We start from the raw sequence: 21,082 nt of genomic DNA on the forward strand, positions 1-21,082 counted from the left end.
TATTAAAATCAGATAAAGGGAGAGATATTCTATGACACAAACAGCAGTAAAAACAGTAAAAAACTATATTGGTGGACAATGGATTGAATCAGCTACATCACAAACAGAACCTGTGTATAACCCAGCGACAGGTGAATTAATCGCACAGGTGCCTCTTTCTACAAAAGAAGATGTGGATCAAGCGGTGCAAGCAGCAAATGAAGCTTTCAAAGGGTGGGCAAAAACAGCCGTGCCTAAACGCGCACGAATTTTGTTCAAGTATCAGCAGCTATTAGTAGATAACTGGGATGAATTAGCAAAGTTAGTGACGGTTGAAAACGGAAAAAGCTTTAACGAAGCGCGAGGCGAAGTGCAGCGTGGTATTGAATGTGTAGAATTTGCGGCGGGTGCTCCTACGTTAATGATGGGGAAACAGCTTCCTGATATTGCAACAGACATTGAGTCTGGCATGTACCGCTATCCAATTGGTGTAATTGGAGGAATTACGCCGTTTAATTTTCCAATGATGGTTCCTTGCTGGATGTTCCCGCTTGCGATTGCTTGCGGCAATACATTTGTGTTAAAGCCGTCTGAGCGTACACCGCTTTTAGCTGCAAGATTAGCTGAGCTGTTTGAAGAAGCTGGTTTGCCAAAAGGCGTGCTAAACATTGTAAATGGTGCTCATGACGTAGTGAATGGCCTTCTTGAACATAAGCTCGTAAAAGCGATTTCGTTCGTTGGTTCACAGCCTGTAGCTGAGTACGTGTATAAAAAAGGTACGGAAAACTTAAAACGTGTTCAAGCTTTAGCTGGTGCTAAAAACCACTCGATCGTATTAAATGATGCAGATTTGAACGTAGCAACAAAACAAATTATCGGAGCCGCTTTTGGTTCAGCTGGTGAACGTTGTATGGCAGCATCTGTTGTTACTGTACAAGAAGAAATTGCGGATCAGCTAATTGAAAGATTAGTAGAGGAAGCAAATGATATTGTAATTGGCGACGGCTTAGAAGAAAATGTCTTCTTAGGACCAGTTATTCGTGAAAATCATAAAGAGCGTACGCTCAGCTATATTGAATCAGGCGTGCAAGAAGGAGCAGAGCTTATTCGTGACGGTCGCACAGATGCAGCAGTAAATGGCAATGGCTACTTTGTCGGACCAACGATTTTTGATCATGTTACGCAAGAAATGAAAATTTGGCAAGATGAAATTTTTGCACCTGTGCTGTCCATTGTACGTGTGAAAACATTAGAAGAAGCTATTGAAGTAGCTAATAACTCTCGATTTGCAAACGGTGCTTGTATTTATACAGATAGCGGCGCAAGCGTACGTGAATTCCGTGAAAATATTGAATCTGGTATGTTAGGAGTAAATGTAGGGGTACCGGCACCTATGGCATTCTTCCCATTCTCTGGCTGGAAAGACTCTTTTTATGGTGATCTTCATGCAAATGGTACGGACGGCGTGGAGTTTTATACAAGAAAGAAAATGGTAACAACGCGCTGGTAAGTGATTCGTTAAAAATCGCATCTCATTTAAAAAGGAAGTATCAGGAATTAAAGATATTCCTTATGCTTCCTTTTTTAAAATCGCAATCTAGTACTAGAAGGGAGAAAGAAGCATGGAAACAGTTAGAATGACGACGGCACAAGCATTAGTGAAGTTTTTAAATCAGCAGTATGTTGAATTTGATGGAAAGCAGCATCAGTTTATTAAAGGGATTTTTACAATTTTCGGGCACGGAAATGTGGTAGGTCTTGGGCAAGCTTTGGAAGAAGACCCAGGAAATCTAGATGTATATCAAGGACGTAATGAACAAGGAATGGCCAATGCAGCGATGGCTTTTGCAAAACAAAAACATCGAAAGCAGATTATGGCTTGCACATCTTCAGTGGGGCCGGGTTCAGCAAATATGGTTACAACGGCAGCCACTGCTTCAGCTAATAATATTCCAGTTTTGCTGCTTCCTGGTGATGTATTTGCAACTAGACAGCCGGATCCCGTTTTGCAGCAAATTGAACAGTCATATGATTTATCTATTTCTACAAACGATGCTTTTCGACCAGTGAGTAAGTACTGGGATCGCGTAAGCCGCCCTGAACAATTGATGACAGCTATGATTAATGCGATACGTGTGTTAACGAATCCTGCAGATACGGGAGCTGTAACTATTTGTTTGCCTCAAGATGTGCAGGGAGAAGCATGGGATTTTCCAGTTTATTTCTTCCAAAAGCGCGTTCACCGCATTGAGCGCCGCCTTCCGACTAGGGACAGTCTAGCAGATGCAATTCAATTAATGAAAACAAAGAAAAAGCCAATCATCATTTGCGGAGGAGGCGTTCGCTATTCAGAAGCTGCAAAAGAGTTAAAACAATTTGCTAGTGAGTTCCATATTCCATTTGGAGAAACTCAAGCAGGGAAAAGTGCCGTTGAAAGTGACTATCGCTATAATCTGGGCGGAATAGGTGTAACAGGGAACTCAGCTGCTAATACAATCGCTAAAGAAGCAGATTTAGTAATTGGAGTAGGCACTCGATTTACTGATTTTACAACAGCATCTAAACAGCTTTTTCAACATCCCAACGTGCAATTTCTTACCATTAACACGTCTGAATTTCATGCAAATAAACTTGATGCCGTGAAATTTGTAGCTGATGCAAAAGAAGGGTTGCTTGCTCTTAGGGAAGAGCTAAAATCAATTGGCTATCAGTCTGTTTATACAACAGAAATTACAAGTGCTAAAGACGCATGGGATACAGAATTAGAGCGTCTACATAGCATACGTTTTACTGGTGCAGATTTTGTTCCGGAAATACAAGGTCATTTAGATGAAAGCTTAGCTGAATATGTAGAATCACTTGGTACCCAATTAACGCAAACAGAAGTAATTGGAGCGGTGAATAAGCTCCTTGATGACAACTCCGTCATTGTTGGTGCAGCAGGAAGTCTTCCAGGCGACTTACAGAGAATGTGGAAGTCTACTAAACCTAATACCTATCATATGGAATATGGATATTCATGTATGGGATATGAAGTATCAGGCGCACTTGGAGTTAAGCTGGCAGAACCAGCTAAAGAAGTGTATGCGATGGTTGGAGATGGAAGCTATCAAATGCTTCATTCAGAGCTTATTACAAGCCTTCAAGAAAGAAAGAAGATAAACATTTTACTGTTTGATAACTCAGGCTTCGGGTGCATTAATAACCTTCAAATGTCAAACGGTATGGGTAGCTTTGGCACAGAGTTTCGTTATCGAAACGATGAAACAGGAAAACTAAACGGAAACGTGATGAAAATTGATTTTGCAGCCAGCGCCGCAGGCTACGGTGTAAAAACGTATCGCGTAAGTTCTCTTGAAGAATTAAAAACGGCGATAGAAGATGCACAAAAACAAGAGGTTTCTACGCTAATTGATATTAAAGTGCTGCCAAAAACTATGACGAACGGTTATGAATCATGGTGGCATGTAGGAGTAGCAGAGGTATCTAAAAATCAGCATGTACAGGAAGCTTATGAAGATAAGGTGAAAAACCTTGAAATGGCAAGAGTTTATTAAGGAGTAGGAGAAAATGAGGTTGTTGAAGAGAAACATTCGATAAATATAAAAGAGGTTTTAATTTTATATAAGGGAGAGGAAGAGATGTTCAAGGAAAATACGGTCAAACTGGGGATTGCTCCAATTGGTTGGACAAACGATGATATGCCTGAGCTAGGAGCTGAAAATACATTTGAACAGTGTATCAGTGAGATGGCCTTAACTGGTTTTAAAGGAAGTGAGGTAGGAAATAAATATCCGCGAAATGTTTCAATCTTAAAAAAGGCATTATCGCTTCGAAATTTGGAAATTGCAAGTGCCTGGTTTAGTACATTTTTAACAACAAAGCCGCTGGAAGAAACGGTGACGCCATTTATTGAACATCGCGATTTTTTATACGAAATGGGAGCAAAAGTAATTGTTGTGTCTGAACAAGGGCACAGCATTCAAGGGCTGCTGGATGTTCCTTTATTTAAAGAAAAGCCTGTGTTCACATCGCAAGAGTGGAACAGACTTGCAGAAGGCCTGCACCATCTTGGGAAACTAGCACGAGAGAAAGATATGCATATTGTCTATCATCACCATATGGGCACAGGTGTACAAACAACAGAAGAAATTGAGCAGCTAATGGAGCTTACCAATCCGGAGCTTGTTTCGCTGCTATTTGATACTGGTCATCTTGTCTTTTCAGGAGAAGAACCTCTTTATATCTTAAAAAAATATCTGCACCGTATTAAGCATGTTCATTTAAAGGATATTCGTCAAGAAGTAGTTGATCGAGTCAAAGAACAAGACTTGAGCTTCTTGCAAGCGGTAAAAGAAGGAGCCTTTACTGTTCCAGGTGACGGAGCTATTGAATTTGATGAGGTATTTACTACGCTTGCCACTTCGGATTATAGCGGATGGTTTGTCGTAGAAGCAGAACAGGATCCAGCCCTTGCTAATCCTTTTGAATATGCTTTAAAAGCAAGAAACTTTATTAAAGAAAAAAGCGGTCTTTAATTTCCATTGTAAAAGATTTTACGCCTTTTATGTGTTTATGAAAGGAAAGGAGGAGAGGAAATGAAGCCAACCATTTATAGTGTGGCTGAAGAAGCAGGTGTATCAATTTCTACCGTATCAAAAGTCATCAATCAAACCGGTCATATTAGCGAAAGAACAAGACAAAAAGTAATTGAGGTTATGGCGCAGTTGAATTACCATCCAAGCGTCGTAGCATCTGCTTTAACAGGAAAACCCACTAAAACGATTGGGCTTCTCGTACCTGACATCTCCAACCCTTTTTTTGCCGATTTGGCAAGAAGCATAGAAGACCGAAGTCATGAGCGAGGTTTCCATGTTGTAATGTGCAATACCGATAACGATGCGGAAAAAGAGAAAAAATATCTATCGCTGTTAATACGTCAGAGAATCGACGGTTTAATTGTAGCTTCTGCTTTTCGCAATGCTAATCTTTTAAAAAATATGCTTAAGCAAGATATACCGATTAGCGTTATTGCTTCAGAAATTCCTCACATATCCGTTAATACAGTGACAGTGGATGACTACAAAGGGAGCTATTTAGCGACTGATTATTTGCTGTCTTTGCATCATAAAAAAATTGCGATTATTACAGAAAATGCAAAAAGTAATCACGCCCGTTTAGATGCTTTTCGAGAAGTTATGCAAGAAAATGGAATCATCGTGCCGCCTCAGCACGTTATTACGACCGAAGCAAGTATTCAAAAAGGATATGAAAGTGCTAAGCAAATTTTTTCAATGAAGGAGAAAGTGACGGCTATTTTTGCTTGTAACGATTTACTGGCTATCGGCGTTATGCAAGCCGCAAAGGAACTCAAAATTGATGTGCCGCAAGACTTATCAGTGATTGGCTTTGATAATACGGTTCTTTCTACTACCATCACGCCCATGTTGACAACGGTAGCACAGCCGACAAAAGAAATGGCTGTAAACGTAGTGGATTTGCTGGTTAGAGAAATGAAATATCCAGCGATGCATAAAGAACATTTGCTTCTTGAGCCAAAATTGATTGTTCGGAAATCAACGGCTCCGTTACGAAGGGAAGCCACAGCATCTACAAATAATTGAACACAATCAAGAATATTGCCGTTAATAAAAAATCCTCATAGTCACATATTCAAAAGAATTTAGAGAGTCTATGAAGAAAAAATGAGTAATTAGTAAATTCTTATTGCGCTACTACATAAAGGAGGAATTTAAGCATGTTAGGTAAATTAGGTGAATTAAATAAAGGATACAACGTACTTACAGAAATGACCGGTCAGCACAAAGATATGCTGATGGATATTGGGATTTATAAAATGGCCCAAGGAAAAGAGGAAACTTTACTAGACAGTAGCAGTGAAACGGCTATTCTTTTACTAGAAGGAAAGGTAAAGCTAGAGTGGGAAGGCCATTCGAAAGAAATTCAGCGCCAGTCCCTATTTGAAGAAGAGCCTTGGTGTTTGCACGTTTCAAAAAATGTGGAGGTTAAAATTACCGGGCTTGCCGATAGTGAAGTGCTAATTCAAAAAACGGATAATGAAAAAGAGTTTTCATCAAAATTATATACGCCTGAAGATTGTCAAAACACAGTGGCTGGTGAAGGAGTATGGGAAGGTACTGCTCAGCGTGTAATTCGAACAATTTTTGACTACAATAACGCTCCTTACTCTAACCTTGTTATTGGAGAAGTTATTTCTTATCCAGGAAGATGGTCGAGTTATCCGCCTCATCATCATGACCAGCCCGAAGTGTATTACTATCGTTTTGACAAGCCCCAAGGATTTGGCTGCGCAATGGTTGGAGAAGATGCGTACCGTGTAGTTGATAATAGTTTTATTACAATTCCTGGTGAATTGGATCATCCTCAAGCAACGGCTCCTGGCTATGCGATGTACTTCTGCTGGATGATTCGCCATCTCGACAATAATCCGTGGACAGACCGTATTATGGAAGAAGAGCATAAGTGGTTATTAGAGCCGGATGCAAAAATTTGGCCTGAAAAATAAATAAAGATCTTTATACGAAATGGGTTTCAAATGTTGAAAAACCTCGAATGAAAAATAATTATGCGTAAAATAATAGTTTATTTTTGTAAAATATGTTTTTATATGTTAAAATGTAGCTTGTATTAATATTCAGGCGATGATATCGCTCTTTGCTGCAGATTCCTTTTTAGGAGTCTCTTTTTTTTGGAAACTGAAGCAAAAGATACAGACGATTCGTATATAAATTAAAAGGAAAAGGAGATAAGCGTAAGCCGCTTATCTCCTTTTCTTTTTAGCGTTATCTAACGCTAAGTTCTTTTTCACTACTTTTTCTAAAGCAACTTCCACGTGAACATTTTTTTCATCGATGTCATTCACAAGCACGACGGTTCCTTTTCGTCCTTTAATCTTTAAATCATCACCCGTAGAAGGAATGTTTTCCCTCAGCTGGCTTAATAGAAGCTTTCTGTTTTCAAAAAAGTGGACAGCCACCATTTTATCTCACCTAATTTCATATGATATGTGTGATACAAAGATGTGTATATGAAATCCTTCCTATACATTATGTCGTCAGGGGTGGTTTTAGAACACATTGAATAGACAATTGTTGCATCGATATATGAAATAAATAGGATGGCATAGTTATAAATCTCCTATCCTTGGACATACTTATACTACTAATCTAAAAAGGGATGTGGATGAAAATGAAGGTGGCTATAGGATTAAGTGTATTTACGGTCGTTACAGGAGCAATTGCGTTAGGGTCTGTTTACTTTTTAGCAGGTATCTTTTCGTTTTTCTTAACGGTTTTTTCATAAAAAAATCCACCAAGAGGTGGATTTTTTTATTTAGCAGCGGCTTTTGTTTCATGAGGCGAATTGCCGATAAATCCAAATTTTCCGCCGACAACTTCTTTTACTTCGTGGATGACAATAAAAGAATTCGGGTCAATTTGCTGGATTTTCTTTTTAATTTTTAATAACTCGTTCTTTTTAATAACAACGTAAATAATACGTTTATCTTTGTTGGCGTAGTAGCCATATCCGTAAAAGATGGTAGCTGCATTTCCAAATTCACTGGTGATGACTTGTGCTATGTCTTTGTATTGATCAGACATAATCGTCATTGCTTTTTTGTTGTGGAAACCTTCAATAACGACATCTACGATTTTGGCACAAAGATAGACGAATATAAAAGTATAGAGTGTGTTGTTGACGCCAATAGCAAAAACCGATGCTAAAATAATGACGCTGTCCATATAGAACATGCTTTTAGAAATATTATAGCCTTTTGTATAGTTTAATAAATAAGCTAAAAGAGTTGTTCCACCGGTAGATCCATCTGCGATAAAAATGAGAGCAAGTCCTGTTCCCATTAGTAAAGCCCCGAATACAATTCCTAAAATCATGTCGTGAACGTGAAAAGGAATATAGCTGACTAGACCGAGGAAAACGGACGTCATGACGGCTCCTAGAATCGTATAAAGAATCGTTTTTTTGGTTAGAAATTTATAGGCTAAGGCAATAAATATAAGGTTTACAAGAAATGTGCTGATACTTGTAGGGATATGAAATAAATAATATAAAACAAGAGCAATACCAACTGTACTGCCGTCACCTAATTTATTTGGAATGACGAAAAAATCAATGGATGCAGCAACTAAAAGTGCTCCAACAATAATTAAGATGATGTCTTTATAGATTGTTTTCAATATACAAACCTCCTTGATTATTAGGATATTTTCACGTGGAATCTTGTTTTTACTAGTGTTTCACAAATAATGAAATAAAAAACGTCTTAGAAATTGTCTAGTTATAAAACTGATCAACTTCTAAGACGAAGAATTACGATACGTGTATAGGTCTTGATCCTGCTTTTCTATGCTTCGATGTCACCGATTATATAAACCTCTGACCGCTATGTCAACGCTGTGAGAGATGTTCAACTTTTCAAAAAATAGAAGGCGGTTTCCTACATAAAAAAAGAATCCTTTGCAATGGCGCAAAGGATTTTCAAATTTATTGGAATAGGGGGAATACGTTATTAGGATTACCATTTTCATAAATTAATATACCTTTATTTTTTAAAAAAATTTATTTGTTAATGACGATTGAAAGTTTGTAATTCACATGCTGATTTAGCTCTGTCAAAAAATCATTTAGTTCTTCATTTGAATGAAATTTGCATTCTAATAAGTAGCAGCCATCGCCGCTGATTTTAAAGTTGTTGATAACGTACTCCTGCTGACTTTCTAAAAATGTAAGGTAGGGGTGATGATGAATGCTCTGCGTATAGATATTTAAAAATGCATGGATGATGTAGCCGAGTTTTCGTTCATCAATGTTAATTGTATAGTCTTTGATAATGCCTTCATCTTCTAACTTTAATACTCTAGCAGAAGCGGCTTGTCCGGTTAAATGCACTTTTTCTCCTAATTCTTTCATCTTTATACGTCCATTTTTTGATAGCTCTTCTAGTATGCGCTTATCTGTATTGTCTAACATCGCTACAAATCCTTTCGTATTTCAAATCAAAAGGGTTAACTACTTGATGTCACCTATGTATACTGATACGTCTTTTATTTTATACTAAAGAAAAGTAAGAAAAAAGAGCAGTCAATATGCAAGATATAGAAACCGGCAGTAGTTTGTAAACAGCTAGATTGACGAAAGCTTAAGCTTGCTGTATGATTCTTTGAGTGTTTACGTGGTTCGTAACCATCCCACGTTAAAAAACTAAGGAGAGAATAGTAAGATGAATATAAGAACACTTTGCGTCAACGGTCTTTTAGCTGCTATGTATATTGCTGTCAGCATGTTAATTCAGCCGTTTGGCTTCACCAATATCCAATTTCGTATATCGGAAATGTTCAATCACTTAATTGTGTTTAATAAAAAGTACGTGTACGGCATTGTGCTAGGAGTATTTCTGACGAATTTGTTTTTTTCACCAATGGTCGCTTATGATCTGGTGTTTGGGGTAGGACAATCCGTGCTATCATTACTCATTACCATTTTTTCTATGCGCTACATTAAAAATATGTGGGCTCGTATGCTTGTTAATACACTTGTATTTACGTTCACGATGTTTATTATTGCGTTTGAACTGCACTTAGCATTTGATTTACCATTTTTCTTTACATGGTTAACAACGGCTGTTGGTGAGTTCATTGTTATGCTTGTAGGAGCACCAATTATGGCGGCAATTAATAAACGTGTACAATTTAACAAGCTAGTTGAATAAAAAAGATGCGGCTGTGATAAATCTCACAGCCACATCTTTTTTTCTTTGTTATTCTATAGGTGTAGTGATAAACCCCTTATTTATTGAAGAGCTTTTCACGCATGGACAAATTACCCATATCTAGCATGTAAAAAGAGCAGATCGCGTTTGCGTTCTGCTCTTTTTGCTTAAGACAATAGGAAGTATCCGGTTAGATTATTTTGAAACAAGGAGTGACAAATCTCACAGCGCATTCTTTTTTCTTTTGTTACGATATACATATAGTTGGCAAACTCCTTATCGAAAAGTTTTTCGCACAACAACACATTACCTATGCGTAGCAATTAAAAAAGCAGACCGATGACGGTTTGCTTTTTTAATTGTATTTTTACCATTAAATAACTTTTTTGAGTTATGATTGTAAAATAACCTTTGTTACTAGAGAGGGGATTATTTTTTGAATAGAAAGTTAGGAATTCTTGTTTTATTAGCGTTAGTCATCTTATTTGCCGGGTGTTCAAAAGAAGAAGACAACGTTCCTTTAAGAGAACTAGAAAAGATAAGTATTAACGTAATCAAAGAACAAAAAATGAAGCAAGGGATTTCATATGAAATGGAATTAGTAAACAAGAGCGATTTGACCATCAAACAAAATAATGTATTTTTATCGTATCCTTTAAAAATGAAAAACGGTTATTCTGATAATAAATTTAAGGTGTTAGCAGAAGGAAATAAATTAAATATCAAGCCAAAACAAAAGGTTAAGTTAACGGCATTTCTTCCTTATAAAGGAACTAATAAAGCAGCGTTAGCTATTGATGAGCCTGACGTAAAGTGCATAGGGTATTGGAATAAGCTTGATGACTACCATCAATTTTCTTTTGGAGGATCCTTGAAGCAAGAATAATATATAACTATTTGTTAAATGGTGGAACTGAGCGTAAGGGATTGATAAAGATGGTGAATGAACAGTGAGTGTAGACACCGATAGATTGATTAGCTTCTTTATTTTATAGGGAACACCCGCTGTTTTTAGTATAGTAGATTACTTTAAACTGAGTAAAACTGAAAAAAAGAAGCTATAAGAGACTTAACATCTGTAAAATCTATTGTAACAACAGGATTTATATTGACCGGAGGAGTTATAGCGAGTTTAGGCAAGCTGCAAGCTGTTATCTCTGCTGCCTCTGCACGTTATAGGTACTTTTATTTTAGTCATTGGTGGTGTCGTGGGCGCTATTGAAGCATGGAAGATAGAAAGAAAAGTATTGTTATCCTTGTTTTAATAGTATCTATGATTGCTCTTACATTTATAATATAAATTCTGCATGTAACAAAAGCTGCTCAAATTGTGAGCAGCTCTTATCAGTTTCTTACTTATTGTGTTTCAAGCTGCTGGTCTTTTTTCTTTAACGTAAGAGCGAGCAGGAACGAAACGACGGCGAAAGCGATGGCTACATAATAGACGGTATGAACCCCGCTTGTCATACTTTTTATTTGTAACAGCGTTTTATTCGTTTCATTTGATTGTTGAATAAAGTGCTGAGAAGCCATGGTCATAATACTTGTATACAAAGCGGGTCCAATCGCGCCTGAAACTTGGTTAATCGTATTTGAAATAGCTGAACCGTGAGCATGAAGCGGTTTTGGTACTTGATTTAAAGCAAGCGTCATCACGGGCCCGATGCTTAAACCTACGCCAATTGTAAAGGCTGCGTATAAGATGGCTGCAGTCTTCGTGTTTGTTCCGCTTGAAATAGTAGTGAACAAACTTAAGATAATTGTTAAAAGGACTAAGCCCGTTAAAAGCAGCGGTTTAAATCCAATTTTGTCAAACAAACGTCCTCCCACCATAGCTGTTAGAGCCAGCGTTACGCCGCCTGGAAGCATAAGAAACCCTGTTTGCAAAGGAGACAGTCCCGCAGCCGTTTGGAAATATAGCGGCAAAATTAACATCATTGAAAACTGAATCATCATAATAAGAAACATTAAGAAAATCGATCTTGAAAACACAGACGATCTAAAAGGCTTCATATTAATCATAGGAGAATTCAGCTTGCTTTGCTGTCTGACAAATAAAGCAAGAGCTATGACGCCAATTATGAGCGTAAGCCATACGATAGGATTACTCCATCCCGTCTCTTCACCAGCTGCGCTAAATCCATAAACAACTCCTCCAAACCCAATTGTAGAAAGAATCACAGATGGGATATGAATTGTTGGTTTAGATGTTTCAGAAACGTTACTGAGCTTGAAAAGAGCAAATAGGAAAATAAGCGCCGCTGCAATTAAAAGACCTAGAAATATAATTCGCCACGAATAATATTGAATAATTAATCCTGAAAGAACCGGTCCTATTGCCGGTGCAAATAAAATAGCTACGCTAAAAATCCCCATTACGGTGCCGCGTTTGCTAACAGGCACGAGTGTTAACATTGTGCTCATCACAAGAGGTAAAATAATGCCTGTCCCTAATGCTTGAATCATACGGCCCACAAAAAGCAGAGAAAACCATGGAGTGATAAATCCAATGAAGGACCCAATTAAGTAAAAGCTCATAGCCGTCACAAACAGCTGTCTTAATGTGAATCGTTGAGTTAAGAAAGCAGACACCGGAACAGAGATGCCGATTACAAGCATATATCCGGTAGTTAACCACTGAGCTGAGCTCGTTCTAATGTGAAAATCTGAAATGATACTTGGCAAGGCCACGTTCATTACCGTTTCACTAATTAAGCATAAAAAATTTCCTAGAATCAAAATGAAAAGGATAAGCTTACTTTGTGTACTCATTTTTTCTTCTGTTTGTGTCATAAGTGACCTCCTTTTACTAAATTAATTTTTGTTTGCAAACAGCTTACCAATTTGGTCAGCTGCAATTTGCATAGGGACTGTACTATTTTTAGTTAATGAAAGAGTATAAGCACCTTCAATCCAAGACTGTATAGCTGAACCTAGCTGTCTTGCTTCCTCTTGTTCATAACCTGAACAAACTAACTTATCTGCATAAACTTGCTCCCACTCGTTATACACGTCTTCACAGGCCATACGAAGCGTTTCGTTTGATGACCATACTTCACTCGACATAGCAGCGAGAGAGATATCCGCTTCATTTTCCACTTGTTCAAACATTCGATCAGCCATCATTTTTATATGATATTGAATAGCTGCCGCGGCATCTTCATGAGAAGCGAGGGATTTTTCGATATAAGCTTTGACTCTTTCTCCCGTTTTTTGAATAGCTTCTTTTGCTAACTGTTGTTTTCCATCCGGAAAATAATAATAAATAGATCCTCTCGGAGCGCTGCTTTCTTTTGTAATTTGACTTAGACTGGTGGCGTGATAGCCTTTTTTGCGAAAAAGTTTAGCAGCTGCGCTTAAAATTTTTTCTTTTGAATTGGTTGGTTCCATGAAAACAGCTCCCTGATATAATTACTAGTTGATCGGTCAGTATAATAGTAGCAACTCTATACTGATCAGTCAATCCAGACGTCTAGGTCTTGTATATAAGTGAAGATTGATGCAAGCTTCACAGGTGTAAGCATTGATTGAAATGTTAAGAATAAGGTTACAAAGTATTTTGGAGCTATACTTCTATTACTGTTAAAAAAATATGATTAAGTAATGAAATTAAAAGCAGACGAGAAGCGTATAGCATGTTACGATAGGGACGGTATAGAAATTGGCATATGTCTGTTTCTAATAGAAGAGACAAATTTTAAAATTTTTAAATGTAAGGTTGTGATTCACCTGAGACTGAATAAATTTATTAGCGAATCTGGAAAGGCGTCAAGACGCGGGGCAGATAAGTTAATTAGTGAAGGAAGAGTAACCGTTAATGGAAAGGTTGCAAAAGTCGGAGATCAAGTTAAGCCTGGCGATGATATTCGAGTAAGCGGCCAACAGCTTCGGATTGCTCGAAATAATGTATATATTGCGCTTAATAAACCAGTCGGCATTACAAGTACGAGTGAAAAAAAAGTAAAGGGAAACATCATTGATTTAGTCAATCACCCTTTGCGTATTCACCACGTTGGACGACTTGATAAGGATTCAGACGGCTTAATTTTACTTACAAATGACGGCGATATTATTAATGAAATTTTACGTGCAGAAAACAAGCATGAAAAAGAATATATTGTTGCAGTAGATAAGCCAATTACACCAGAGTTTATCAAAAACATGTCTGAGGGAGTAAAAATTTTAGGCACAAAAACGCTTCCTTGTGAAGTGACACAGCTGTCTAAGTATGAGTTTCAAATTATTTTAACACAGGGTTTAAATCGTCAAATTCGCCGTATGTGTGAAGTGCTCGGATATGAAGTATACCGCCTTCAGCGCACGCGTATTATGAATATCCATTTAAACAACTTACCTGTTGGGCAATGGAGAGATTTAACGAAAAAAGAGCGTACGCAGCTATTCAAAGAATTAGACTATGAACCTAAAGAGTGGTAAATAAAAAGACACCAGCCTGTTAGACTGGTGTCTTTTTTATTCGCATACAACTACTTGTCTAGAAAATACGCTTTTGCGCGCTACGCAGCGATCTGAAATAGAAAAGCCAGCTTCATGAATCATATGGTCGATCGTATCTACTGTAATCACGACTACTTTATCCGCAAAGCGGCGAGCGTGTTTTAAAATAGAAAGCTGATCTTCAGGCGTCGCGTGGGTGTAGAGATTGTAAGGCATGTCGATGATAGCTACATCATAGTGAGTTGTAACATCTGAAATCGGTCCAGTTTTGACATCACCGCTTAAGCCGAAATGTGCAATATTTTCACGAGATCCGTCGGTCACAAGTGGATTGATATCGCGTCCTACAATATCAATGCCCATTGAAAGGGCTTCTACAAGGACTGTACCGATACCGCAGCATGGATCAATCGCTTTGATTCCTTCAGGGTTTGGAACGGCAATGTTAGCTACAGCTCTTGCAAGGCGGGTACTGAGTGCTGTAGAGTATTCACGCGGTTTCTTCAAATGATGCAGCCATACCGCTTCGCTTTTTTGATATTTCCCAAAATACCAGCGTCCTTCAAATGGAACAATGCCAAACAAATGGTCAGGGTTATGCAAGTCTGCTTCTGCTACAAAATGCCAACCCACATCACGTTCAATAGCACGCTGACCTTTATAACTTATTTTTTGATCTTTTTCCAAGTCATTAATTTTCATGAAAATGAGTTTAAATGTTTTGTCTCCAAGGTCAATATCTTCTACTTGTTTACAAATATCTGCAAGGTCATCTGATTCATACATAATATCTAATCGCTCTTTGATAAAAGGGCTTCTGCTTGGATCAATTTTAACGGCACTTTTTATGATAGGTTTCTCAGTTTCAATTTCAAAAAGAGAGCGTCTCTCTAATTGACATAGTGAGAGTTCCTCTTCGCTGCATGCGTATGTGTAGATATACTGAGGCAGCTGCGTATGGTTATTCAATATCGTATCATCCTTTATCGTATCTAATTATCCTTCTTCTCAAACAATAGCGAGAAAAGAAGAGAAAAGCAACGAATTTAAATATATTTGCCCGTGAATACTAAATTGAAGCGCTACATAGTCCACTTATTTGACAAAACATGCTAAAATAACTGGTGATAACCTGCATGTGCTGCTGTCTATACAAAAGAACTGGATCAAGGTTTCTCAAAAATCATTTACACACTGCTGACATTTTGATGAATAGGAGAGGCTACGTGATGTCTAAAAGTGATCATGAAAAGCAACAGATGAGTCGGGCTGATATGAAAAAACAAGCCAAAACATCCTCGCAAAACCTTGTGATGAACGTACTCATTGCCATTGTATCTGTATGTATTTTAGCTCTTATTATAAATATTTTTGTACTAATGAAATGAGCCGTTATGTTGCTCATTTCTTTTTATTAGGTTCAGCTTTTATTGAAGCGTTTGAGGTCTCTTTCACTAGAGAGCACATTGTGAATAGCATATCTTTTTTTAACAAATGATAGTTGTGATATGATGAAGCAATAATACATTAGACAAAAAGCTGGAGGTTACTTAGTATGCCATTACTTAGATTTGATGTAATAGAAGGAAGAGATGAAAAAGAGTTAAAAACATTACTAGACGCTACTCACCGAGCGATGCTAGAAGCCTTTGGCGTCCCGGAGCGCGACCGTTATCAAATTGTACATCAGCATCCTGCTCATGAAATGATTATTGAAGATACAGGTCTTGGCTTTGAGAGAAGCAAGGATTTGGTTATTATAAGTGTAACGAGTAAACAGCGGACAGAAGAGCAAAAGCAAGCTCTTTACAGATTAATTGTAAAAGAGCTTGGAGAGAGCTGCGGCATTCAGCCAAACGACATTATGATTTCGATTGTTGAAAACGGTAATGCTGACTGGAGCTTTGGCATGGGAGAAGCTCAATTCTTAACTGGGAAATTATAAAACGGTTTATTATCTAGAGAAGCCCTTATTTCTAAGGGCTTTTTCTCATTTTGTCTATAAAAATATTATTCTCTTAGTCACATCTTACTCAAAATTAAATACAGACATCTGTCAAATGAATGATACAATAAGCTTATATGCCATTTTGAGTGGAAAAACCATAAAAGAGTTCGGCGTACTAATTTTAGAACAACAATAAATTTACATAAAGATGTAAAGATTTAAAGGTTAAAAGAGAAGTGTATAAAATCTGTAAAACAAAAGAACAGTTACGCGTTAAACATAGGAGTAAAAGGTTCTTCACGTGTTTTTTCGGATAATAAGAGAAAGTAATTTTGATCATTGAGGAGGAACTTAGAATGTTTGGATTTGATGCAGATGTATCGCCACTAGTGCGAATTAAAGTAATTGGGGTCGGCGGTGGAGGAAATAACACCGTTAACCGTATGATTGAACACGGTGTACAAGGAGTAGAATTTATCGCCGTTAATACGGATGCTCAGGCGCTTAACTTATCTAAAGCAGATGTGAAAATGCAGATTGGTGCGGCCTTAACGCGAGGATTAGGTGCAGGAGCTAATCCAGAAGTGGGAAGAGAAGCAGCCGAAGAAAGCAGAGAACAAATTCAAGAAGTACTGCAAGGCGCAGATATGGTATTCGTAACAGCTGGCATGGGCGGAGGAACCGGTACTGGAGCAGCTCCGGTTATTGCCCAAATTGCCCGTGAACTAAATGCTTTAACAATTGGAGTAGTCACTCGCCCGTTCAAGTTTGAAGGAAATAAACGTACGAAGCAAGCAGTAGGCGGTATTACTGCGATGAATGAATCGGTAGATACCCTTATTGTGATTCCAAACGACCGCTTGCTTGAAATTGTCGATAAAAAGACGCCTATGCTTGAAGCATTCCGTGAAGCAGATAATGTTCTTCGCCAAGGTATTCAAGGTATTTCAGATTTAATCGCTGTTCCGGGGCTGATTAACCTTGACTTTGCTGATGTAAAAACCATCATGTCTAATCAAGGATTTGCGCTTATGGGTATCGGACGAGCTTCCGGATCAGACCGGGCAATTGAAGCAGCGAAAAAAGCGATTTCTAGTCCGCTGCTAGATGCATCGATTGATGGAGCAAGAGGCGTGCTGTTGAACATTACGAGCGGCAGCAGCTTGAGTCTTTACGAAGTACAGGAAGCAGCAGATATTGTCACGTCTGCTTCTGATCAGGACTTAAATATGATTTTTGGGTCCGTGATCAATGAAGATTTAAAGGACGAAATGATGGTAACCGTTATTGCCACTGGATTTGATGATGAAGATGTTTCACCATCAGCTTCTACTTCTAGAGTTTCAAGAGCACGCTACTAAATTAAATAACCAGCTTTTATGGTGGCAATTGTTTTTCAATTGCCTTAAAAGGGAATCCGGTGCAAATCCGGAGCGGTCCCGCCACTGTAACAAGGAGCCTTATGTCAAAAAAGCCACTGTCTATTTAGAGACGGGAAGGCGGTATAAGGCAGTGACTTGAAGCCAGGAGACCTGCCATAAATCGCAGCACACAATAACCTACGAGGATAGGGAGGTGTTTTGGCAGAACCAAAAATAGGATAAACAAGGGATACGTTTATCTGAATTTGTTGTGAAGACAAGCACTTCTTTTTAGAAGTGCTTTTTTGTGTATTAAAATAGAAGGTGGAAAAATCAATGATAAATAATAAAAAACTCGTATCTATGATATTTCTTGTGGTACTTTGCCTCACTGCTTGCGCTCCTAATGAAGAGAGCATAAGTATAAAAGAAAGAAAGAAAACGGATAAAAGTGTGACGTTTTTATTTAATTTTACATCTGCAACGCTTGATCCTCATACGGATGATAATTATACAGCAGTTCGTGCGGGAGTAGGGGAGACGCTTGTTAAAATCAGCAATGATTTAAAAATAAAGCCCTGGCTTGCTGAAAAGTGGGAAACGAAAGATAACGGTCTTACGTGGACATTTACGATAAGAAAGAACATTACGTTTCAAAATGGCAAAGCGCTAGATGCAAATGCCGTTAAGTCTTCTCTTCAAAGAACGATAGATCAAAGTTATGCGATGAAAAACGCTTTAAATATTAAAGAAATGAAAGCGAACGGTCATGCGCTGACAATTACATTAAAAGAACCAATGCCTAAATTTCCTTCTGAGTTAGTGCATCCAAACACAGCTATTATAGATGTTGATGTTTCTAGTATAGCTAAGAAGCCCATTGGCACAGGGCCATTTCACGTTTTGACTTTCGATCAAGGAAATCAAGTGAAGTTAGAAAGATATGAACATTATTGGAATGGGAAAGTAAAATTGAAAAATGCGATCTTTGCATTTAACGAAGATGCTAATGCGCGAGTTGCGGCTCTTCAGTCCGGGACAGCCGATATTATTTATCGCCCGCCTTTAGAAAGCTTGAGCACTTTACAAGCGAATTCGTCTTTCAAAGTAAGTGGAGTACCTAGTGTGCGTACTCATTTATTGCTTTATAATCAAACCAATGACGCATTAAAAGACGAAACTGTAAGAAAAGCTATCGATACCTTACTGAACCGAAAAGAAATTGTCAGCAGCATAATGAACAATCAAGCGGCAGCGGCTCGAGGTCCATTTTTACCCCAATTTCCTTTTGCTGATAATACTGCTAGTGAGACAAAAGGAATAGCATATGCTAAAAAATATTTAGAGAAAGCAGGCTATCAACTCAAAAATGGCAAAGTAATCAAAAATGGAAAGCCATTATCCCTCTCTCTTGTCACATACAGCTCATTGCCAGAACTTCCTTTGATTGCTCAGCTTATACAGTCTAATGCGAAAGAGTTAGGAATTAATATTAAGATTCACCTAGTTGAAGACAGCGATGAATATGTAATGGCAAAAGATGATTGGGATTTAGCATTGTACAGCCTTATCACAGCACCTAGAGGGGATGCCAGCTATTATTTAAGCACGAACTATTTGCCGGGCGGTGGTTTAAATGCTAGCCGGATTAATGACGATACGCTAACAAAAATGATAGAACAGTTAAATTCAACAGTAGATGACGCAAAACGAGATCAGCTAGCCAAGCAAGCAACCGCTTTGATTAATGGGGAAATGCTGACGTCATCGATTGTACATCCAAACATTGTTGTTGCTTATAATCAAAAAGTGAAAAACTGGACAACAAATCCAAGCGAGTATTATATGCTGACTCAGCATTTAGACGTAACGCCATAGTCAATATTGTTGTTCCTATAGGAAAAAGAGAAAGGATACAATGATAGATAAAAGGATGTGACAGTAAACGTGCAAGAAGTACAAATGTATCAAATTAAAGAAGTAAAAGAAAAGGATGCTGAAGTGATTCAGTTTGTCATGAATATGCGGAATGAGCTATTTCCTATGCTGGAAAAAAATCAGCTTTCTGTGGATTTGCTTCATTTTAATGAACATTATGTTCAAGCGAAAGGCGCTGCTTTTTTTGCAGCTGTCACGGAAAATCAACAAGTAATTGGAACAATTGGTTTATACGCTTACGATGGAAGGTTTCATGCATTAAAAAAGCGATATGAACATAAAACTGCAGCCGAGATTGTAAAATGCTATGTCGATCCAGCATACCGGCGTCTAGGCATTGGACAGCAGCTGTTAAAGGAAGTGGAACAATTTGCTCAAAATCATTTTTATGACACGTTGTATCTGCATACTCATCCTTTTTTACCGGGGGCTATCCCATTCTGGATTTCACAAGGTTTTATCGGAAGGCTTGCTGAACAGGATGAGCCATGGAATACGCTGCATATGGACAGAAAAATACAACCGGTCGTAATGTAACGATATTATACAGTAATTACCATGGAATCTAGATAAGAGCTCATGCTATAATGAACGTACTTACATTTATAGCCTGTAGGGCAAGTCCTTACAGAAAAGAACCACGTTTCGAATTGGCTGAAACGTGGTTTTTTTCTATGAAAAACAAATAACAAAATATTTTTGAAAATATATATGAAATCGCTTTCAAAATAATGAAATATATTATATAATTACTAGTGTTGTGTTGTACTTTGTTAGTGTTAAATCAATATCCTACATGTGTGAGCCGATTGCCTTATGGTAGTCGGCTTCCTTTTTTATGGTAGGACTCTAAAGGGAAATAGCATTTGTTAAAATGGCTGTAATTGTCATGACAATAGTTGTCCAAAAGGCCCACTTGAAAAGAAACTTTTGATGCTCGCCGAAATCTACTTCAACCAATTAATTTATATTATAGCATTAGAATTAATGTTAAAGTTTGGAATTTTTAAATAAGATAGCTTCAACCTAAAACTAAAAAAGCCGCCTTATAGGCGACTGGTTTAAGCTAGGTCAGCTGTTATGGACTGCTTTTGAAGGTGATCAGACAGCAGGCTGTAAGCAATAATTTTCTTTTTATACTGTTTTACGACATCGACATGATCATCATAACTGTATACGCATAATCGAACATCTTTTTTTCCTTTTTTCGTATCGATAACCAGTGGAGTTTCACTGTCTTCTAGGTGTTTATAATAGTCCTTATTTCCTTCATGGACATAATATTGTTTTAAAAATGTTGCTTTATTAAAATAATCAATCACTTGCATTTTGTCTTTGCCTTCTAAATGTTTCCCATCAACTGTGACAGTAACATTTTGATCATCAAGTGTTGGATGTAATTGAAATTTAGTCATAAGCCATTTGACCACTGGAGTTGGAAGACACGTTACTAATATTTTGAGTGCACTTACAAGAATGATGGAAAGTAATACAATCCACGTCATAGTTAATCATCTCCGCTATAGTTTAAATGAAATAAGATTACATACTTATTTTACCACAGAGAACATGAGTACTTTTTGTACATTATGTGAACCTTCCTTAGTGAAAAGATGTATATGAAATGCG

At 37.7% G+C, this 21,082-nt stretch carries 20 protein-coding genes and 2 riboswitches; of the genes, 13 read left to right on the forward strand and 7 right to left on the reverse strand.

Going from position 1 to position 21,082, the window contains the following annotated elements; all coding sequences use genetic code 11:
- Positions 1 to 31: 31 nt before the first annotated feature.
- The 5 genes from MKY06_RS02520 (at position 32) to MKY06_RS02540 (ending at position 6,526) form a co-directional block, all read left to right on the forward strand.
- Positions 32 to 1,489 carry a CoA-acylating methylmalonate-semialdehyde dehydrogenase gene (locus tag MKY06_RS02520; RefSeq protein WP_078081438.1) on the forward strand — a complete coding sequence of 486 codons (1,458 nt, stop codon included), beginning with the start codon at positions 32 to 34 and terminating at the stop codon, positions 1,487 to 1,489.
- A 112-nt stretch (positions 1,490 to 1,601) separates the two neighbouring features.
- A complete protein-coding gene (iolD, locus tag MKY06_RS02525; protein ID WP_025601324.1) occupies positions 1,602 to 3,536 on the forward strand; it encodes a 3D-(3,5/4)-trihydroxycyclohexane-1,2-dione acylhydrolase (decyclizing) in 1,935 nt (644 codons plus the stop codon).
- Between the two features lie 84 nt (positions 3,537 to 3,620).
- Entirely contained in the window at positions 3,621 to 4,517 is an 897-nt protein-coding gene (gene iolE / locus MKY06_RS02530) for a myo-inosose-2 dehydratase (protein ID WP_013055224.1), read from the forward strand.
- 60 nt (positions 4,518 to 4,577) lie between these two features.
- Positions 4,578 to 5,603 (forward strand): LacI family DNA-binding transcriptional regulator, encoded by a 1,026-nt coding sequence (locus tag MKY06_RS02535; RefSeq protein WP_013055225.1) that lies wholly within the window; start codon positions 4,578 to 4,580, stop codon positions 5,601 to 5,603.
- A gap of 134 nt (positions 5,604 to 5,737) precedes the next feature.
- Positions 5,738 to 6,526 (forward strand): 5-deoxy-glucuronate isomerase, encoded by a 789-nt coding sequence (locus MKY06_RS02540; protein ID WP_013055226.1) that lies wholly within the window; start codon positions 5,738 to 5,740, stop codon positions 6,524 to 6,526.
- 255 nt (positions 6,527 to 6,781) lie between these two features.
- On the opposite strand, the gene MKY06_RS02545 is transcribed toward MKY06_RS02540, so the two are convergent.
- The 3 genes from MKY06_RS02545 to MKY06_RS02555 form a co-directional block, all read right to left on the reverse strand.
- Positions 6,782 to 7,000: a hypothetical protein gene (locus tag MKY06_RS02545; RefSeq protein ID WP_013055227.1), complete on the reverse strand. Its 219-nt coding sequence runs from the start codon at positions 6,998 to 7,000 to the stop codon at positions 6,782 to 6,784.
- Between the two features lie 349 nt (positions 7,001 to 7,349).
- Positions 7,350 to 8,216, reverse strand: coding sequence for a YitT family protein (locus MKY06_RS02550; RefSeq protein ID WP_013055229.1), 867 nt, complete (start codon positions 8,214 to 8,216; stop codon positions 7,350 to 7,352).
- A gap of 382 nt (positions 8,217 to 8,598) precedes the next feature.
- Positions 8,599 to 9,009: an Lrp/AsnC family transcriptional regulator gene (locus tag MKY06_RS02555; protein WP_013055230.1), complete on the reverse strand. Its 411-nt coding sequence runs from the start codon at positions 9,007 to 9,009 to the stop codon at positions 8,599 to 8,601.
- A gap of 196 nt (positions 9,010 to 9,205) precedes the next feature.
- Positions 9,206 to 9,250: riboswitch (PreQ1 riboswitch) on the forward strand.
- A gap of 9 nt (positions 9,251 to 9,259) precedes the next feature.
- On the opposite strand from MKY06_RS02555, the gene MKY06_RS02560 reads away from it, so the two are divergent.
- A complete protein-coding gene (locus tag MKY06_RS02560) occupies positions 9,260 to 9,748 on the forward strand; it encodes a QueT transporter family protein (RefSeq protein WP_029320702.1) in 489 nt (162 codons plus the stop codon).
- A gap of 436 nt (positions 9,749 to 10,184) precedes the next feature.
- The gene (locus MKY06_RS02565) at positions 10,185 to 10,634 is read left to right on the forward strand and encodes a hypothetical protein (RefSeq protein ID WP_025601723.1); all 450 of its coding nucleotides are present in this window, start codon (positions 10,185 to 10,187) and stop codon (positions 10,632 to 10,634) included.
- A 470-nt stretch (positions 10,635 to 11,104) separates the two neighbouring features.
- Here MKY06_RS02565 and MKY06_RS02570 read toward each other — a convergent pair whose 3' ends face one another.
- Together MKY06_RS02570 and MKY06_RS02575 are read right to left on the reverse strand one after the other, a co-directional pair.
- A complete protein-coding gene (locus tag MKY06_RS02570; RefSeq protein WP_025601721.1) occupies positions 11,105 to 12,541 on the reverse strand; it encodes a DHA2 family efflux MFS transporter permease subunit in 1,437 nt (478 codons plus the stop codon).
- 21 nt (positions 12,542 to 12,562) lie between these two features.
- Positions 12,563 to 13,138, reverse strand: coding sequence for a TetR/AcrR family transcriptional regulator (locus tag MKY06_RS02575; RefSeq protein WP_013055235.1), 576 nt, complete (start codon positions 13,136 to 13,138; stop codon positions 12,563 to 12,565).
- Between the two features lie 339 nt (positions 13,139 to 13,477).
- Here MKY06_RS02575 and rluF point away from each other — a divergent pair, with 339 nt between their 5' ends.
- On the forward strand, positions 13,478 to 14,185 hold the full coding sequence (gene rluF / locus MKY06_RS02580) for a 23S rRNA pseudouridine(2604) synthase RluF (protein ID WP_025601719.1): 708 nt from the start codon (positions 13,478 to 13,480) through the stop codon (positions 14,183 to 14,185).
- 36 nt (positions 14,186 to 14,221) lie between these two features.
- Here the strand turns inward: rluF and MKY06_RS02585 are convergent, their stop codons facing one another.
- Positions 14,222 to 15,175 carry a TRM11 family SAM-dependent methyltransferase gene (locus MKY06_RS02585; RefSeq protein ID WP_013055237.1) on the reverse strand — a complete coding sequence of 318 codons (954 nt, stop codon included), beginning with the start codon at positions 15,173 to 15,175 and terminating at the stop codon, positions 14,222 to 14,224.
- A gap of 260 nt (positions 15,176 to 15,435) precedes the next feature.
- On the opposite strand from MKY06_RS02585, the gene MKY06_RS02590 reads away from it, so the two are divergent.
- The 5 genes from MKY06_RS02590 to MKY06_RS02610 all read left to right on the forward strand — a co-directional run bounded on the left by MKY06_RS02590 (position 15,436) and on the right by MKY06_RS02610 (position 19,990).
- Positions 15,436 to 15,594 carry a hypothetical protein gene (locus MKY06_RS02590; RefSeq protein ID WP_013081614.1) on the forward strand — a complete coding sequence of 53 codons (159 nt, stop codon included), beginning with the start codon at positions 15,436 to 15,438 and terminating at the stop codon, positions 15,592 to 15,594.
- A 167-nt stretch (positions 15,595 to 15,761) separates the two neighbouring features.
- Positions 15,762 to 16,151, forward strand: a complete 390-nt coding sequence (locus tag MKY06_RS02595) for a tautomerase family protein (RefSeq protein WP_014461740.1) — start codon at positions 15,762 to 15,764, stop codon at positions 16,149 to 16,151.
- A gap of 359 nt (positions 16,152 to 16,510) precedes the next feature.
- On the forward strand, positions 16,511 to 17,515 hold the full coding sequence (ftsZ, locus tag MKY06_RS02600) for a cell division protein FtsZ (protein ID WP_013055240.1): 1,005 nt from the start codon (positions 16,511 to 16,513) through the stop codon (positions 17,513 to 17,515).
- Between the two features lie 2 nt (positions 17,516 to 17,517).
- Positions 17,518 to 17,709, forward strand: a riboswitch (cobalamin riboswitch).
- A 142-nt stretch (positions 17,710 to 17,851) separates the two neighbouring features.
- Positions 17,852 to 19,393, forward strand: a complete 1,542-nt coding sequence (gene nikA / locus MKY06_RS02605) for a nickel ABC transporter substrate-binding protein (protein ID WP_025601716.1) — start codon at positions 17,852 to 17,854, stop codon at positions 19,391 to 19,393.
- Between the two features lie 69 nt (positions 19,394 to 19,462).
- On the forward strand, positions 19,463 to 19,990 hold the full coding sequence (locus MKY06_RS02610; protein WP_025601941.1) for a GNAT family N-acetyltransferase: 528 nt from the start codon (positions 19,463 to 19,465) through the stop codon (positions 19,988 to 19,990).
- 524 nt (positions 19,991 to 20,514) lie between these two features.
- Here MKY06_RS02610 and MKY06_RS02615 read toward each other — a convergent pair.
- Positions 20,515 to 20,958 (reverse strand): YfmQ family protein, encoded by a 444-nt coding sequence (locus MKY06_RS02615; protein ID WP_013055243.1) that lies wholly within the window; start codon positions 20,956 to 20,958, stop codon positions 20,515 to 20,517.
- Between the last annotated feature and the right edge of the window lie 124 nt (positions 20,959 to 21,082).

This window comes from Priestia sp. FSL P4-0332, assembly GCF_038005845.1.
Taxonomy (GTDB): domain Bacteria; phylum Bacillota; class Bacilli; order Bacillales; family Bacillaceae_H; genus Priestia.

What these genes read in the sequence shown, in the direction of transcription:
- MKY06_RS02570 (WP_025601721.1), bottom strand. Translation starts at nt 12,541, where the DNA reads ATGACACAAACAGAAGAAAAAATGAGTACACAAAGTAAGCTTATCCTT.
- MKY06_RS02535 (WP_013055225.1), top strand. Translation starts at nt 4,578, where the DNA reads ATGAAGCCAACCATTTATAGTGTGGCTGAAGAAGCAGGTGTATCAATT.
- MKY06_RS02560 (WP_029320702.1), top strand. Translation starts at nt 9,260, where the DNA reads ATGAATATAAGAACACTTTGCGTCAACGGTCTTTTAGCTGCTATGTAT.
- iolD (WP_025601324.1), top strand. Translation starts at nt 1,602, where the DNA reads ATGGAAACAGTTAGAATGACGACGGCACAAGCATTAGTGAAGTTTTTA.
- MKY06_RS02615 (WP_013055243.1), bottom strand. Translation starts at nt 20,958, where the DNA reads ATGACGTGGATTGTATTACTTTCCATCATTCTTGTAAGTGCACTCAAA.
- MKY06_RS02595 (WP_014461740.1), top strand. Translation starts at nt 15,762, where the DNA reads ATGCCATTACTTAGATTTGATGTAATAGAAGGAAGAGATGAAAAAGAG.
- MKY06_RS02545 (WP_013055227.1), bottom strand. Translation starts at nt 7,000, where the DNA reads ATGGTGGCTGTCCACTTTTTTGAAAACAGAAAGCTTCTATTAAGCCAG.
- ftsZ (WP_013055240.1), top strand. Translation starts at nt 16,511, where the DNA reads ATGTTTGGATTTGATGCAGATGTATCGCCACTAGTGCGAATTAAAGTA.
- MKY06_RS02540 (WP_013055226.1), top strand. Translation starts at nt 5,738, where the DNA reads ATGTTAGGTAAATTAGGTGAATTAAATAAAGGATACAACGTACTTACA.
- MKY06_RS02590 (WP_013081614.1), top strand. Translation starts at nt 15,436, where the DNA reads ATGTCTAAAAGTGATCATGAAAAGCAACAGATGAGTCGGGCTGATATG.
- nikA (WP_025601716.1), top strand. Translation starts at nt 17,852, where the DNA reads ATGATAAATAATAAAAAACTCGTATCTATGATATTTCTTGTGGTACTT.
- MKY06_RS02520 (WP_078081438.1), top strand. Translation starts at nt 32, where the DNA reads ATGACACAAACAGCAGTAAAAACAGTAAAAAACTATATTGGTGGACAA.
- MKY06_RS02555 (WP_013055230.1), bottom strand. Translation starts at nt 9,009, where the DNA reads ATGTTAGACAATACAGATAAGCGCATACTAGAAGAGCTATCAAAAAAT.
- iolE (WP_013055224.1), top strand. Translation starts at nt 3,621, where the DNA reads ATGTTCAAGGAAAATACGGTCAAACTGGGGATTGCTCCAATTGGTTGG.
- MKY06_RS02575 (WP_013055235.1), bottom strand. Translation starts at nt 13,138, where the DNA reads ATGGAACCAACCAATTCAAAAGAAAAAATTTTAAGCGCAGCTGCTAAA.